The sequence below is a fragment of the Streptomyces sp. NPDC058674 genome, from assembly GCF_042716505.1.
Classification (GTDB): Bacteria; Actinomycetota; Actinomycetes; order Streptomycetales; family Streptomycetaceae; genus Streptomyces.
This window is the reverse complement of record NZ_JBHXSC010000038.1, coordinates 40,569-54,636: the sequence shown is the minus strand read 5'-3', so window position 1 is coordinate 54,636 and position 14,068 is coordinate 40,569. Positions and strand designations below refer to the sequence as shown.

Genomic DNA, 14,068 nt, shown 5'->3' with positions numbered 1-14,068 from the left:
CGGCTTAGAGTGGCGACGACCGCCTTGCCGTCTGAGATCTGAGGAACACGTGCGCCGACTTGCCGGCCTGCTGGTCGTCCCCCTGCTGCTGCTGTCGACAGCGGCGTGCGGAGACGACAGCGGCTCCGATTCCGCCTCGACGAAGAACGGGGTGCCCGCGATCACCAAGGGCGCCAAGTTCGGGGAGAAGCCCACCCTGTCGCAGGGGAAGGGCGAGCCGCCCAAGGAACTGAAGGTGGAGACGCTCAGCGAGGGCCGCGGCCCCGCGCTGAAGAAGGGCGACATCGCCCAGGTCAACTACCTCGGCCAGGTGTGGGACGGCAAGGAGCCGTTCGACGAGAGCTTCGGCCGGGGCACCCCCTTCGACGTGACCGTCGGTGCCGGTGCGGTCATCAAGGGCTGGGACCAGGGCCTGGAGGGCCAGAAGGTCGGCAGCCGCGTCGAGCTCGTGATCCCGCCGGCCCTCGGCTACGGCGAGCAGGGCTCGGGCGAGAAGATCAAGCCGAACGCGACGCTGGTCTTCGTCGTGGACATCGTCAAGGGCGCCACCGTCCCCGCCTCGGCCAAGGGCAAGGAGGTGGCCCAGGAGAACAAGGACCTGCCCAAGGTCGGCACGAACACGGACGGCAAGGAAGTCGCCGTGACCGTCCCGAAGGACACCGCCGAGCCGGCCAAGCTGGTCTCGAACTACGTCCTGGAGGGCGACGGCCCGGCGGTGAAGGACACCGACAACGTCGTCGTCAAGTTCAACGGCAAGACGTGGAAGGACGACAAGACCTTCGAAAGCACGTACGCCGCCGACACGACCGTCACCTGGCCGATGGAGCAGCTTTCCGTCAAGGGCTTGAAGGAAGGCCTGATCGGCAAGAAGGCCGGCAGCCGCATCCTGCTGGTCGTCCCGCCGGACCTGGGCTTCGGCGACAAGGAGCAGGGGACCATCCCGGCGAAGTCGACGCTGGTCTTCAGCCTCGACATCCTCGCGGTGATGTAAGACTGTTCCGGTTGACCGGTTCGTACGTATGAGGAGCAGTTCCGTGAGCAAGCAGCTCGAGAAGCCCGAGATCGACTTCCCCGAGGGCCCGGTCCCGACCGACCTCGTGATCGAGGACGTCTGGCTGGGCGACGGCGCCGAGGCCAAGGCCGGTTCCCGGGTCTCCGTCCACTACGTGGGCGTGGCCTTCTCCACCGGCGAGGAGTTCGACGCCTCCTGGAACCGCGGCGCGCCGCTGCAGTTCCAGCTCGGTGTCGGCCAGGTCATCGCCGGCTGGGACCGGGGCGTACAGGGCATGAAGGTCGGCGGCCGCCGCAAGCTGACGATCCCGGCGGACCTCGCGTACGGCGACCGCGGCGCCGGCGGTGCCATCAAGCCGGGCGAGGCGCTGATCTTCGTCTGCGACCTGATGGGCGCCTGACACCACGGGTGTGACCAGAGCGAGGGCCCCTGCCGACCGGCAGGGGCCCTCGCTTTTGCCCGGGCGCGCGGGGGCGGTACCGTCACGGTCACGGGTGTGTGTGTCGAGAGCGGGGGAACGGCGTCGATGGCGATTGCCAAGGCCGAGCGGCTGATGAATCTGGCGCTGTGTCTGCTGGGGACCCGCCGGCCGCTCAGCAAGCGCGAGCTGCGCGGCTCCATCGAGGCCTACATGGAAGCCGGCAACGACGAGTCCTTCAACCGCATGTTCGAGCGGGACAAGGACGACCTGCGCGAACTGGGCCTGGTCATCGAGACGGTCGAGAACCTCGACGGGGACACCGGCTACCTCGCCCGCCGGGACAGCAACCGCCTGCCGGCCGTCTCGCTGGACGCCGAGGAGGCCGCCGCCCTGGGCCTGGCGGCGAAGGTCTGGCAGCAGGCGCGTCTGGCCGGAGCGGCCAGTGGCGCCCTGCAGAAGCTGCGGGCCGCCGGCATGCCGGAGGCGAGCGATCCGTACGAGGGGCAGCACAGCGCCATCGAGCCGCGCATCCCCGTCCACGAGGCGGCCTTCGAGCCGCTGATGCTGGCCTGCCGGGACCGGCGGCCGGTGGTCTTCGACTACCGCAAGTCCACCGCGGCCCGCCCCGAGTCCCGCCAGGTGGAGCCGTGGGCGCTGGAGTGCTGGCGCGGCCACTGGTACCTCGCCGGCTACGACCGCGACCGCGGGGCCGAGCGGGTGTTCCGGCTCTCGCGGATCACCGGGAAGGTCCGCTCCCGGGCCGGCGCGTACACCGCCGGGGTGCCCGACGTGGTGACCGTGCGGGAGACCGTGGCGAGCTGGGCCGGGGAGAGCGCGGACCGCTCCGCGCTGATCCGGCTCCGCACCGGGGCGGGCTACCCGCTGCGGGCCAAGGCCACCGCCGTGCGCGAGGGCGGCGACGGCTGGGACGAGCTGGAGATCCCGTACGGACACGGGCTGGACGCCTGGCTGGTGGAGTTCGGCCCGGACGTGGTGGTCGTGGAGCCCGCCGACCTCCGGGCGGACGTGGTCGACCGGCTCCGCGCCGTCGCCAAGGGCTGACCGGGCCGCCGGGCGGTCCGGGCCGACCGGGTCCGCCACCGCACCTTCCGAGGCCGCGGGTCCGCCGCGGCGCCTTCCGTGACCGCGGTGCCCACCGGACCGCGCCATCCGCAAAGCACGCCCTGAGGGGGAGACGTACCAGCATGGCTGCCAACGCCATCGACCAGACCCGCCGGATGCTGTCCCTGGTGACCTATCTGCGCGAGCGGCCCGGGGCGCACGTCGCCGACGTGGCCCGGGCCTTCGGGATCACCGAGGACGAGCTGATCTCGGACCTCGACGTGCTGCCCATGTGCGGGACCAGCTTCCGCGGCGGGGACCTGCTCGACATCGACACCGACGGGGAGCGCATCTGGTGGCGCAACCCCGAGGCGTCGGGGGAGTCCACCGCCGAGCCGCTGCGCCTGGCCGCCGACGAGGCGACCGCGCTGCTGGTCGCCGCGCGCGCCGTGGCGACCCTGCCGGGGCTGCGCGAGAGCGACCGCGACGCGCTGCTGCGGGCCACCGCCAAGCTGGAGGCGGCCGCGGGAGAGGCCGCCGGGGCCAGCTCCCGGCTCTCGGTGACGTTCGAGTCCGAGGGCGGGGTCTTCGCCGACGTCGACCGGGCCATCGCGGAGCGGCGCAGGCTGTGGCTGCGCTACTACTCGCCCGCGCGCGACGAGCTCACCGAGCGCAAGGTCGACCCGATCCGGCTCTTCGCGGTCGGCCACACGTACATGGAGGGCTGGTGCCACCTCTCCGAGGCGCGGCGCACCTTCCGCCTGGACCGCGTCGCGGAGATCCGGCTGCTGGCCGAGCGGTCCGATCCGCCCGCCATCGAGCCGCGCGACCTGTCGGAGGGGCTCGTGCAGCCCGCCGCCGAGGACCCGGAGGTCGTGGTCGAGGTCGGGCCCGGCGGACGCTGGGTCGCCGAGTACTACCCGCACGACAGTGCCGAGGAGCTCGCCGAGGGGGGCCTGCGGATCACGCTGCGCAGCCCGGACCCGGCCTCGCTGCGCCGGCTCGCGCTCCGGCTCGGACGCGAGGGCCGCATCGTCGCCCCTGCAGAGCTGGCGGAGAGCGCGCGGAGCGCCGCTCGAGAAGCGCTCGCGGGATACGGGGAACAGGTCTGAGGGGAGCGCGGTCGATGTCGCCGATGTCCGGGCCCATCACCTTCAAGGCGGCCTGCCCCGACTGCCGGGCCCGCTTCGAGCTGGAGGCGGGCGCCCTGCGGCTGGCCATCGGCGTCAGCCGGCGGGCCACTTTCTACTCGTTCACCTGTCCCGAGTGCGGGGCAGCCGTCCGCAAACCCGCCGGTGAGCGCATCGTGGAGCTGCTGACCGGGGGCGGCGTGAGCACCCTGCGCAGCGTCTGAGGCGCCCGGTGGCCTAGGCTCGTCCCATGCTGTGGCCGATGATCGCAATTGCCCTGGGGTTCCTGGGGATCGCCGTCCTGGGCGTCCTGGCCCTGCGGGTCTTCGTCGAGGTGCGAAGGCTCTCCGGCCAGGTCGCGCGGGCGAGCCGCCGGATTTCCGACGCCTCGGCGGACCTGGAGCGCGCGGCGGCCGACCTGGCGCGGACGGGCCGCACCGTGCGGCCGTAGAAACGGGACGAATCCGTGTGACCGGGGCATGAACAACCGTCCCGGACGCAAGCGCGGGGACGCCGGGGGATTGCCGGGCGTTAACCCCCGGGGGTTACGATCCTTGTCTGAGTGGTTACCGGATTCCGTCCAGGTCAACCAGAGCCACCACAACCAGCCGTTTCGGTGAGAAGGAAGACACACATGATCGGCAATCTGAAGCCCCTTGAGATCCTTCTGATCATCGCTGTCATCGTGCTGCTGTTCGGCGCCAAGAAGCTCCCCGAGATGGCCCGCTCCCTCGGCAAGTCGGCCCGCATCCTGAAGAGCGAGGCCAAGGCGATGAAGAAGGACGGCGAAGCGGAGGATGCGGCGCCCGCCGCCACCGTCGCGGACCCGGCCCCGCAGGTCGTCCCCCGCACCATCCAGGCCGCGCCCGGTGACGTCACCAGCTCCCGGCCGGTCAACGAGACGAACCGCACCACCCAGGGCTGACACGAGCCGTAGGCGCCAGTCATCTGCAACGAGACAAGGGACGTGGGTTGCTCAAGTCTGCCCGCAAGCAGGGGAAAGCCGAGAAGGACGCCGAGGGGCGGATGCCCCTCGTCGAACACCTGCGTGAGCTGAGAAACCGCCTGCTGAAGTCGGTCCTGGCGATCCTCGTGATCACCGTGGTGGCGGCCTTCTTCTACAAGGACCTCATCGACTTCATGCTGAAGCCGATGCTGGACTCCGTCGGCTGCACCAACGGGGTGGTCTCGCAGCGCAACGGCCGCCCCTGCGCCGACATGACCGTGAACGGCCTCATCGCGCCCTTCTCGATCGCCCTGAAGGTCTCCCTCACCGCCGGAGTGGTGCTCTCCGCGCCGGTGTGGCTGTACCAGCTGTGGGCCTTCACCGCCCCCGGCCTGCACAGCCACGAGAAGAAGTACGCGATGAGCTTCGTCGCGGTCGGCGCGCCGCTCTTCGGCGCCGGCGCGGTGCTCGCGTACAAGGTCCTCCCGCAGACCGCGACGATCCTGCTGGACTTCACCCCCGAGCACGCGCGCAACCTGCTGCCGGTCGACGACTACCTCGACCTGGTCACGCGCATGGTCGTCGTCTTCGGTCTCGCCTTCGAGCTGCCGCTGCTGCTGATCCTGCTGAACGTCACCGGGGTGCTCACCGCCAAGCGGCTGGGGAGCTGGTGGCGGGCCATGATCCTCGGCATCACCGTCTTCGCCGCCTTCGCGACGCCCACCGGCGACCCGCTCACGATGCTGTCGCTGGCCGTTCCGATCGTGGCGCTCTACTTCGTCGCCCTCGGTTTCTGCCTGCTCAACGACCGCAGGCGCCGGCGCAACGACCCCGACGCGCACCTGGACGACGACGAGGCCGCCGAGCTGGACCTCACCCCCGCCCCCCTCGGGCACATGGAGCCGGTTCCGTCCCCCGCGGCGCTGCCCGGCCAGGCCGACGGCGGACGACAGCGGATCAACGGGTACGACGACGCGACCTGACCCCGCCCTCTTCGCACACACCACCGCGGGAAGCGGCCGGCCGCGCGCACGCCCGCGCGGCCGGCCGCTTGCGCACGCAGCGCTCCGCTTAAATGATCGCGACTGTTGTCAGGGGCGGCGGGTAGGCTCGATGTCAAGATGACCGAAGAACTCTCCCCCGCCGAGCGGTACGCCGCCTTCCGGCGCCGCGCCGCCGAAGAGGCCACCGCGCTGCACCCCTTCCGCGAGATGTACGAATTCGAGCTGGACCCCTTCCAGATCGAGGCCTGCAAGGCCCTGGAGGCGGGCAAGGGCGTCCTGGTGGCCGCCCCGACCGGCTCGGGAAAGACGATCGTCGGCGAGTTCGCCGTGCACCTGGCGCTCCAGCAGGGCCGCAAGTGCTTCTACACAACGCCGATCAAGGCCCTGTCGAACCAGAAGTACGCCGACCTCGTCAAGCGCTACGGCGCCGACAAGGTGGGCCTGCTGACGGGCGACAACAGCGTCAACGCAGACGCGCCGGTGATCGTGATGACCACCGAGGTGCTCCGCAACATGCTGTACGCGGGCTCGCAGTCGCTGCGGGGGCTCGGCTACGTCGTGATGGACGAGGTGCACTACCTCTCCGACCGGTTCCGCGGAGCCGTCTGGGAAGAGGTGATCATCCACCTCCCCGAGTCGGTGACCCTGGTCTCCCTGTCGGCCACCGTGTCCAACGCCGAGGAGTTCGGCGACTGGCTGGACACCGTGCGCGGCGACACCGAGGTCATCGTCTCCGAGGAGCGGCCCGTGCCGCTGTGGCAGCACGTCATGGCCGGCCGCCGGATCTTCGACCTCTTCGAGGAGGAGTCCGACCACGGCGGCCGCGGATCCGCGCGCCGCGAGGTCAACCCCGACCTGCAGCGCCTGGCGCGCGAGGAGAACAGCCGTACGTACAGCCCGAAGGACCGGCGGCGCGGCAAGATGGTCCGCGAGGCCGACCGCGAGCGCGAGCGGCGCTCCCGCGGCCGGATCTGGACCCCGTCGCGCCCCGAGGTCATCGCCCGGCTCGACAACGACGGGCTGCTGCCCGCCATCAACTTCATCTTCAGCCGGGCCGGTTGCGAGGCCGCCGTCCAGCAGTGCCTGTTCGCGGGCCTGCGGCTCAACGACGACACCGCGCGCCTGAGGGTGCGTGAGATCGTCGAGGCGCGCACCGCCTCCATCCCCACCGAGGACCTGCACGTCCTGGGGTACTACGAGTGGCTCGAAGGCCTGGAGCGCGGCATCGCCGCGCACCACGCGGGCATGCTGCCCACCTTCAAGGAGGTCGTCGAGGAGCTCTTCGTCCGCGGCCTGGTGAAGGCCGTCTTCGCCACCGAGACCCTGGCGCTGGGCATCAACATGCCCGCGCGCACGGTGATCCTGGAGAAGCTGGTCAAGTGGAACGGCGAGCAGCACGCCGACATCACCCCCGGCGAGTACACCCAGCTGACCGGCCGGGCCGGACGGCGCGGCATCGACGTCGAGGGCCACGCGGTGGTGCTCTGGCAGCGCGGGATGGACCCGGTGGGCCTCGCGGGCCTCGCGGGCACCCGTACGTATCCGCTGCGCTCCAGCTTCAAGCCCTCGTACAACATGGCCGTGAACCTGGTCAGCCAGTTCGGGCGGCACCGCTCGCGCGAACTGCTGGAGACCTCCTTCGCGCAGTTCCAGGCCGACCGCTCGGTCGTCGGGATCTCCCGGCAGGTGCAGCGCAACGAGGAGGGCCTGGAGGGCTACCAGGAGGGCATGACCTGCCACTTGGGGAACTTCGAGGAGTACGCGCAACTGCGCCGCGACCTCAAGGACCGCGAGACCGACCTGGCCAAGCAGGGCGCGGCCCAGCGGCGGGCGCAGGCCGCCGGTTCGCTGGAGAAGCTCAAGCCGGGCGACATCATCCACGTGCCGAGCGGCAAGTTCGCCGGGCTCGCCCTCGTCCTGGACCCGGGCGTGCCGGCCGGGCGGGTCAACGGCCACCGCGGACACGAGTACACCGAGGGCCCGCGGCCGCTGGTGCTCACCGCCGAGCGGCAGGTCAAGCGGCTCGCAGCGATCGACTTCCCCGTCCCGGTGGAGCCTCTCGACCGGATGCGCATCCCCAAGACCTTCAACGCCCGCTCCCCGCAGTCCCGTCGTGACCTCGCCTCACAACTGCGCACCAAGGCGGGCGACTTCAGGCCCGGGCGGGCCCCCCGCGGGCGCGCCGCGGCGGCCGACGACCGCGAGATCGCCCGGCTGCGCGCCGCGTTGCGGGCGCACCCGTGCCACGGCTGCGACGAGCGCGAGGACCACGCCCGCTGGGCGGAGCGCTACCACCGGCTCAAGCGGGACACGCAGCAGCTGGAGCGGCGGATCGAGGGCCGGACGAACACCATCGCCCGCACCTTCGACCGGATCCACGCGCTCCTGACCGACCTGGACTACCTGCGCGAGGACGAGGTCACCGTGCACGGCAAACGGCTCGCCCGGCTGTACGGGGAGCTCGACCTGCTGGCGTCGGAGTGCCTGCGCGAGCGCGTCTGGGAGGGCCTGGGCCCGGCGGAACTGGCCGCCTGCGTCTCGGCGCTGGTCTTCGAGGCGCGGCAGTCCGACGACGCGGTCGCGCCGAAGCTGCCGGGCGGCGCGGCGACGGCGGCGCTGGGCGAGATGGTCCGGATCTGGGGCCGGCTCGACGCGCTGGAGGAGGACCACGGGATCAGCCAGGCGGAGGGCGTGGGACAGCGCGAGCCGGATCTCGGCTTCGCGTGGGCGGTCTACCAGTGGGCCTCCGACAAGAGCCTGGACGAGGTGCTGCGCGAGGCGGAGATGCCGGCCGGCGACTTCGTGCGCTGGTGCAAGCAGGTCATCGACGTCCTCGGACAGGTGGCGGCGGCCGCTCCCTCGGCCTCCGGCGACAGCGGGAGCACGGTGGCGCGAAATGCCCGCAAGGCCGTGGACGCCCTCCTTCGGGGTGTCGTCGCCTACAGCTCCGTCGGCTAGCCCCTTTTGGGGCTTCCTCCGAGAGCAGAGGCGGCCCGGTCTGATCTCTTGCCATGATCGAATCGGTGTGCGCTGTGCGACGATCGGCCCATGAGCGGCGCAGTGGACGAAGGTCCGAGACGGGTCGGTCGGCCGCGCGCCGACCGGCTGAGGACGGAGAGCGGACGGCCGCCGCGCGAGGAGCTCCTGCGCGCGGCGGCCGAGCTGTTCACCGTCCAGGGGTACGCCGCCACCACCACGCGGGTGGTCGCCGAGCGGGCCGGCATGCGCCAGGCGACGATGTACCACTACTTCGCCGGCAAGGAGGACATCCTCGCCGAGCTCCTCGAGTCCACGGCCGCCCCCTCGCTGGCGCTGGCCCGGCAGCTCCTCGCCGACACCGGCCGGCCCGCCGCCCGGCGGCTGTGGGAGCTGTGCCGCTCCGACGTGCTGCTGCTGTGCGCAGGACCGTACAACCTGGGCGCGCTCTACCTGCTGCCCGAGGTCGGCGGCGCGCGGTTCGCCCGGTTCCACCGGATGCGGGCCGAACTCAGGCAGGCGTACCGCGAGTTGCTCGACGGCACCTGTGCCGGAGCCGAACTCGCCGGGGACCGGGCCGGGCTCGCGCTGCGCAACGACCTCGTCTTCGGCCTGGTCGAGGGCGCCATGCTGATCCACCGGGCCGCTCCCGCACGACCGGTGGCCGTCTTCGCCGAGGCGACGGCCGACGCGGCGCTGCGCATCGCGGGCGTCGGGGCGGGGACCGCCTAGGCCCTGTCGTCCTCGGCGGGGGTGCCCGCCTCCCAGGCGGCGCGGTCGTGCCAGGCCTGGAGGGTGCGGCCGCTCTCGAAGCGGTGGGCGGCGCCGGTGACCGGATCGGTGAACGCGAGCACCCGGGCCAGGAGCTGGAGGGGCCTGCGGTAGTCGTCCGGGGCCGGATCGGTGACCCGCGGGTACACCGGGTCGCCGAGGATCGGCAGGCCCAGGCTGTTCATGTGCACGCGCAGCTGGTGGGTGCGGCCGGTGCGCGGGGTCAGCCGGTAGCGGCCCAGCCCGCCCGCCGTCCCGGTGAGTTCGATGAGGCTCTCGGCATTGGGCACGGCATCGGGGACCTCGGCCGCCGCGATGACCCCGCGGGTCTTCTCGATGCGGCTGCGGAGCGTGCGCGGGAGGGCGATCGACGGATCGTGGGCGGCGAGCGCCTCGTACTCCTTGTGCACCCGCCGGTCCTGGAAGAGGAGCTGGTAGGCGCCGCGGTCGGCGGGCCGGACGCTGAACATCACCAGCCCCGCCGTCAGCCGGTCCAGCCGGTGCGCCGGGCTCAGGGCGGGCAGGTCCAGCTCTTCGCGCAGCCGGGCCAGGGCGGTCTGCGTGACGTGGCTGCCGCGCGGGGTGGTCGCCAGGAAGTGCGGCTTGTCGACGACGAGCAGGTGCGCGTCGCGGTGCAGGACGCGGATCGGGAACGGCACCGGCGCCTCGGCCGGGAGGTCGCGGTGGAACCACAGGTGGGTTCCCGGCTGGTACGGGTCCCGGGCGTGCAGGACCCGTCCGCCCTCGCCGACGACCTCGCCGGCGGCCAGCAGCCGGGCGACGGCCTCGGCGCCGGGCCCGCCCGCGTAGTGGGCTGCGAGGTAGGTGCCCAGATCGGTCCGGCCGGGGTCCGGGTCGGCGGGCAGACGCAGCCGGACCGGATCGATGCCGGCGCGCTGGGGGAGGGGGGAGGGGGGCGGCTGGGCTCTGCGTCTCATCGGGGACAGGCTATGCGGCTACTGCTCGGTGAAGGTGCCCAGGTGCTCCGCGTCCAGGTACTCGACGCGGACCGTACCGTCGCCGAAGGTCACCCCGGTGCGGCCGACCGCGTTCTCGCCGGTGGTCTCGAAGCTGAAGACGTTCCCGTCGTAGTGGGTGAGCGGGAAGCGCAGGGGATTCGGCCCGAGGGAGAGGGTGAGCGCGCCCTTGGCGTCCGCGGTCACCGTGAGCCTGCCGTAGTACGGGTTGTCGTAGGTCCCGGTGTAGGCGGCGCTGTCCTGCGCCGGCGCGGCGCCGGCCGGCGGGCGGGCGTAGTCGGTGGGGGACCGGCCCGCTTCGTCCATCTGCGCGTAGAGCGCGGCGGTCAGCTCCAGCCAGTCGGCGGTGGCCTTGCCGTGCTCGGCGAAGTCGAAGAAGTCGAGGGCGACGGCGTCGGCAACGCCGACGGGTGCGCCGTTGGTGAGGACGACGATGCCGAGCTCCTCCAGGGGGAGCATCGTGACGTTGGTGTTGGCGCCGAGCTGGAAGGCGCCGGAGTGGCTCAGGCGGAGCCGGCCCGCGTCGTCGTACGCGACGTTCCAGCCGAGTCCGTAGAAGCCGGTCCGGGCGGTGGGGCCGGAGGGCGGCTGCGACACGATCTCGGGGACGTGCGTGCGGGCGAGGGTGTCGGCCGGGACGATCCGCCGCCCGTCGAGGGTGCCCTCGGCGAGCTGGAGCCGGAGCCAGCGGGACAGGTCGCGGGCGGTGGTACTGACGCCGCCGGCGGGGGACTGCGCGTCCGGGTCGCGGACGTAGCGGGCGCTCCAGGTGCCGTCGGGGTTCTTGACGTGGGTGGCGGCGCGGTCGGGGGCCTGCGCGAAGGCGGAGGACTCGGTGCTCGTGTGCGTCATCCCGGCGGGCTCGAAGAGGGTGTCCGCGCTGAGCTGCTGCCAGGTGGTGCCCTTGGCGCGGGCGACGGCCTCGGCGGCGGCGGTCAGGCCGAAGTTGGTGTAGGCGTAGCTCGCGCGGAAGGGGGACAGGGGCAGGAGGCGGAGGTGGTCCAGGACGTACGCCTGGTCGTGGCCGAGGTCTTCGAGGAGGTCGCCGGCGTGGTCGGGGAGGCCGCTGCGGTGGGAGAAGAGGTCGGCGGTGGTGACGTGCCCGGTGACCCAAGGGTCCTTGAGGGAGAACCCGGGGAGGGTGACGTGCCGGTCCCACTGGTCGGGGGAGGTGAGGGTGCCGGCGACCACCGTGGAGGAGACCGGCTTGGAGAGCGAGGCGATCTGAAAGACGGTGTCGGGGCCGACTGCGGCGGCGTCGCCGACGCGGCGCACGCCGAAGCCCTTGAGGTGGACGACCTCGTCGTTGTGGACGACGGCCACGGAGATCCCCGGGACGCCGGTGCGGCGCATCATGTCCTCGACGGTCCGGTCGAGGCGGGCGACGGCCGCGTCGACCTGGGCGTCGGTGATCCGGGGGCGGGGCGCGGGGGGTGGGCTGGGGGCGGTGGGCAGGACGGTGACCGCCGATGCCGATGCCGATGCCGGTGCCGGTGACGCCGTGGCGGCCGTTGCGGTCAGGAGGATCGCGGCCCCTGCGGCGCCGAGTGCGCGGAGCGTACGCATGGGGACATTGTCCCGCCGTACGGGTGAATGCGCGCGGGGTGGCCCCGCCGGGTCGTGCGGGCGCCGCCGCCGGGGCTCCGCCCCGGACCCCGCGCCTCAAACGCCGGCGGGGCTGAGTTGGGGCCCCGGTACCGGGGCTCGCCCGGCGGGGCTGGGTTCGGGGTCCGGTACCGGGGCGGGGTGCGGCGGGTGGTGGCGGCCGGGGTCCGGTGCCGCCCCGGGCTCCGCGCCGCACGCGACGGCGGGCTGAGTTCGGTGGGTCAGGCGGCCGTGGCGTGGTCCTGTTCGGCTTCCACCGCGGCGTTCCAGTCGCGCTTGATCGCGCGCCAGCCCTCGTCCGTCTCGCCCAGGCGCCAGTAGCCCGAGACCGACAGCCGTTCGCGCGGGACGCCCCGTTCCATGCGCAGGTGGCGGCGGAGCTCCTTCACGAAGCCCGCCTCGCCGTGGACGAAGGCGTGGACGTCCTGCGACGGGAAGTCCAGGGAGGTGACCGCCTCCACCAGGGCCTCACCGATCGGCCGGTCGCCGCGGTGCAGCCAGACCGGGACGGTTCCGTCGGGAGTGGCGAACTTCTGCTCGTCGGCCCGGCCGCCGACCTCCACGAAGGCGTGCACCCGCGCACCCGCCGGCATCCGCTCCATTGCCGCGGCGATCGCCGGCAGGGCGCTCTCGTCGCCCACCAGCAGGTGCCAGCCCGCCGTCGGGTCCGGGGCGTAGGCGCCGCCCGGGCCGAGGAAGCGTACGAGCTCGCCCGGCTGGACGCGCGCCGCCCAGGGGCCGGCCAGGCCCTCGTCGCCGTGGACGACGAAGTCCAGCGTCAACTCACGGTGCACCGGGTCCCAGGCCCGTACGGTGTACGCGCGCTGGCGCGGCCACTGCGCACGGGGGAAGTCGGCGCGGATGCGCTCCAGGTCCCACGGCGCGGGGTAGGTGACGCCCTGCGGCGGGAACAGCAGCTTGACGTAGTGGTCGGTGAACTCGCCCGCGCCGAATCCGGCCAGACCCTCACCGCCCAGCACGATCCGCACCATGTGCGGGGTGAGCCGCTCGGTGCGTACGACGACGGCGGTGCCGACTGCGCGGGCGCGTCCTTCTGCCACGGTGTCTCCCCTGACTCCCCAGAAACTTAGGATGACCTAAGTTAGCATCTCAGGGGCGCAGCGCGCCGCTCAAACGCGACACGGCGCCGCCCAGACCCCACCGGCGTGCGAGCGCGTCGACCAGTTCCGGCTGGGCCGGAGCGGTCGGTAGCGCCGGGTCGAACGGGGGCAGGGGGACGTCAGAGGCGACGTGGACCACCTTCGGGGCCACCGCCAGGTACGGCCGGGACTCGTCCAGGCGCGTGCGCTGGGCGGGCGTCAGCTTCGACTTCGGGTCGTCGACCGCGGCGATGATCCCGGCCAGCGAGCCGTAGGCGTCGAGCAGTTTCGCCGCGGTCTTCTCGCCGACGCCGGGCACGCCGGGCAGGCCGTCGCTGGGGTCCCCGCGCAGCAGGGCGAGATCGGCGTAGCCGGGGCCGTCCACGCCGTACTTCTCCCGCAGCCAGGCCTCGTCGGTGATCTGGAGGGTGCCGACCCCCTTGAGGGGGTAGAGCACCCGCCGCCGCTTGGCGTCGTCCACCAGCTGGTAGAGGTCGCGGTCGCCCGTGACGATGTCCACCGGGCCGGTCGCACGGGTGGTGAGCGTGCCGATCACGTCGTCCGCCTCGTACCCCGCGACCCCCACGCGGGCGATGCCGAAGGCGTCCAGCGCGGCCTCGATGATCGGCACCTGCGGCGCGAGGGTGTCCGGGGTGTCCTCCAGGTCCGGGCCGGTCTCCGTCTCCCGGGCGACCCGGTGGGCCTTGTACGAGGGGATCAGCTCCACCCGCCAGTGCGGCCGCCAGTCGGCGTCCATACAGGCCACCAGATCGTCCGGCCGGTGGTCCTGGACCAGGCGGCCGATGAAGTCGAGCAGCCCGCGCACGGCGTTGACCGGGGTGCCGTCGGGGGCCTTCACGGAGTCCGGCACGCCGAAGTACGCGCGGTAGTAGAGGGAGGCGGTGTCCAGGAGCATCAGGCGTCGTGTCGTCACGCAGACGATGATGCCGCAACGGGCCCCCCGGGCCGGGGGCGTACGGGCCCCCGCCGGTCCGGACGGCCCGGCCGCGCCCCAGCGGTCCTCCAGCGGGCGGGCGTACCGTGGCGGGCCCGTCGCCGGCCGC

General features: G+C 72.7%; 14 protein-coding genes. 10 read left to right on the top strand and 4 right to left on the bottom strand.

Features of this window, described 5'->3' with window-relative positions; translation table 11 throughout:
- Positions 1–49: 49 nt before the first annotated feature.
- The 10 genes from ACFWU6_RS20420 (at position 50) to ACFWU6_RS20375 (ending at position 9,283) form a co-directional block, all read left to right on the top strand.
- A complete protein-coding gene (locus tag ACFWU6_RS20420) occupies positions 50–991 on the top strand; it encodes an FKBP-type peptidyl-prolyl cis-trans isomerase (protein WP_383806310.1) in 942 nt (313 codons plus the stop codon).
- 28 nt (positions 992–1,019) lie between these two features.
- Complete coding sequence (locus tag ACFWU6_RS20415; RefSeq protein WP_383806313.1) at positions 1,020–1,412, top strand: FKBP-type peptidyl-prolyl cis-trans isomerase; 393 nt, start codon at positions 1,020–1,022, stop codon at positions 1,410–1,412.
- A gap of 126 nt (positions 1,413–1,538) precedes the next feature.
- The gene (locus tag ACFWU6_RS20410; protein ID WP_383806317.1) at positions 1,539–2,495 is read left to right on the top strand and encodes a helix-turn-helix transcriptional regulator; all 957 of its coding nucleotides are present in this window, start codon (positions 1,539–1,541) and stop codon (positions 2,493–2,495) included.
- Between the two features lie 143 nt (positions 2,496–2,638).
- The gene (locus ACFWU6_RS20405) at positions 2,639–3,607 is read left to right on the top strand and encodes a helix-turn-helix transcriptional regulator (RefSeq protein WP_383982313.1); all 969 of its coding nucleotides are present in this window, start codon (positions 2,639–2,641) and stop codon (positions 3,605–3,607) included.
- Positions 3,608–3,621: 14 nt separating this feature from the next.
- The gene (locus ACFWU6_RS20400; protein WP_383806323.1) at positions 3,622–3,849 is read left to right on the top strand and encodes a hypothetical protein; all 228 of its coding nucleotides are present in this window, start codon (positions 3,622–3,624) and stop codon (positions 3,847–3,849) included.
- Between the two features lie 26 nt (positions 3,850–3,875).
- Positions 3,876–4,076: a hypothetical protein gene (locus ACFWU6_RS20395; RefSeq protein ID WP_383806326.1), complete on the top strand. Its 201-nt coding sequence runs from the start codon at positions 3,876–3,878 to the stop codon at positions 4,074–4,076.
- 183 nt (positions 4,077–4,259) lie between these two features.
- Positions 4,260–4,550, top strand: coding sequence for a Sec-independent protein translocase subunit TatA (tatA, locus tag ACFWU6_RS20390; RefSeq protein ID WP_383806329.1), 291 nt, complete (start codon positions 4,260–4,262; stop codon positions 4,548–4,550).
- Between the two features lie 47 nt (positions 4,551–4,597).
- Positions 4,598–5,554 (top strand): twin-arginine translocase subunit TatC, encoded by a 957-nt coding sequence (gene tatC, locus ACFWU6_RS20385; RefSeq protein ID WP_383806332.1) that lies wholly within the window; start codon positions 4,598–4,600, stop codon positions 5,552–5,554.
- 138 nt (positions 5,555–5,692) lie between these two features.
- A complete protein-coding gene (locus ACFWU6_RS20380; protein WP_383813203.1) occupies positions 5,693–8,533 on the top strand; it encodes a DEAD/DEAH box helicase in 2,841 nt (946 codons plus the stop codon).
- A 90-nt stretch (positions 8,534–8,623) separates the two neighbouring features.
- A complete protein-coding gene (locus ACFWU6_RS20375) occupies positions 8,624–9,283 on the top strand; it encodes a TetR/AcrR family transcriptional regulator (RefSeq protein WP_383982311.1) in 660 nt (219 codons plus the stop codon).
- On the opposite strand, the gene ACFWU6_RS20370 is transcribed toward ACFWU6_RS20375, so the two are convergent.
- The 4 genes from ACFWU6_RS20370 to ACFWU6_RS20355 form a co-directional block, all read right to left on the bottom strand.
- On the bottom strand, positions 9,280–10,260 hold the full coding sequence (locus ACFWU6_RS20370; RefSeq protein WP_383982309.1) for a pseudouridine synthase: 981 nt from the start codon (positions 10,258–10,260) through the stop codon (positions 9,280–9,282). The two genes, ACFWU6_RS20375 and ACFWU6_RS20370, sit on opposite strands and share 4 nt — an antisense overlap.
- 18 nt (positions 10,261–10,278) lie before the next feature.
- On the bottom strand, positions 10,279–11,865 hold the full coding sequence (locus ACFWU6_RS20365) for a serine hydrolase (RefSeq protein WP_383982307.1): 1,587 nt from the start codon (positions 11,863–11,865) through the stop codon (positions 10,279–10,281).
- 260 nt (positions 11,866–12,125) lie between these two features.
- Positions 12,126–12,965, bottom strand: a complete 840-nt coding sequence (locus tag ACFWU6_RS20360) for a siderophore-interacting protein (protein ID WP_383805321.1) — start codon at positions 12,963–12,965, stop codon at positions 12,126–12,128.
- A 49-nt stretch (positions 12,966–13,014) separates the two neighbouring features.
- Positions 13,015–13,920 (bottom strand): 5'-3' exonuclease H3TH domain-containing protein, encoded by a 906-nt coding sequence (locus tag ACFWU6_RS20355; protein WP_383982323.1) that lies wholly within the window; start codon positions 13,918–13,920, stop codon positions 13,015–13,017.
- Positions 13,921–14,068: the final 148 nt, after the last annotated feature.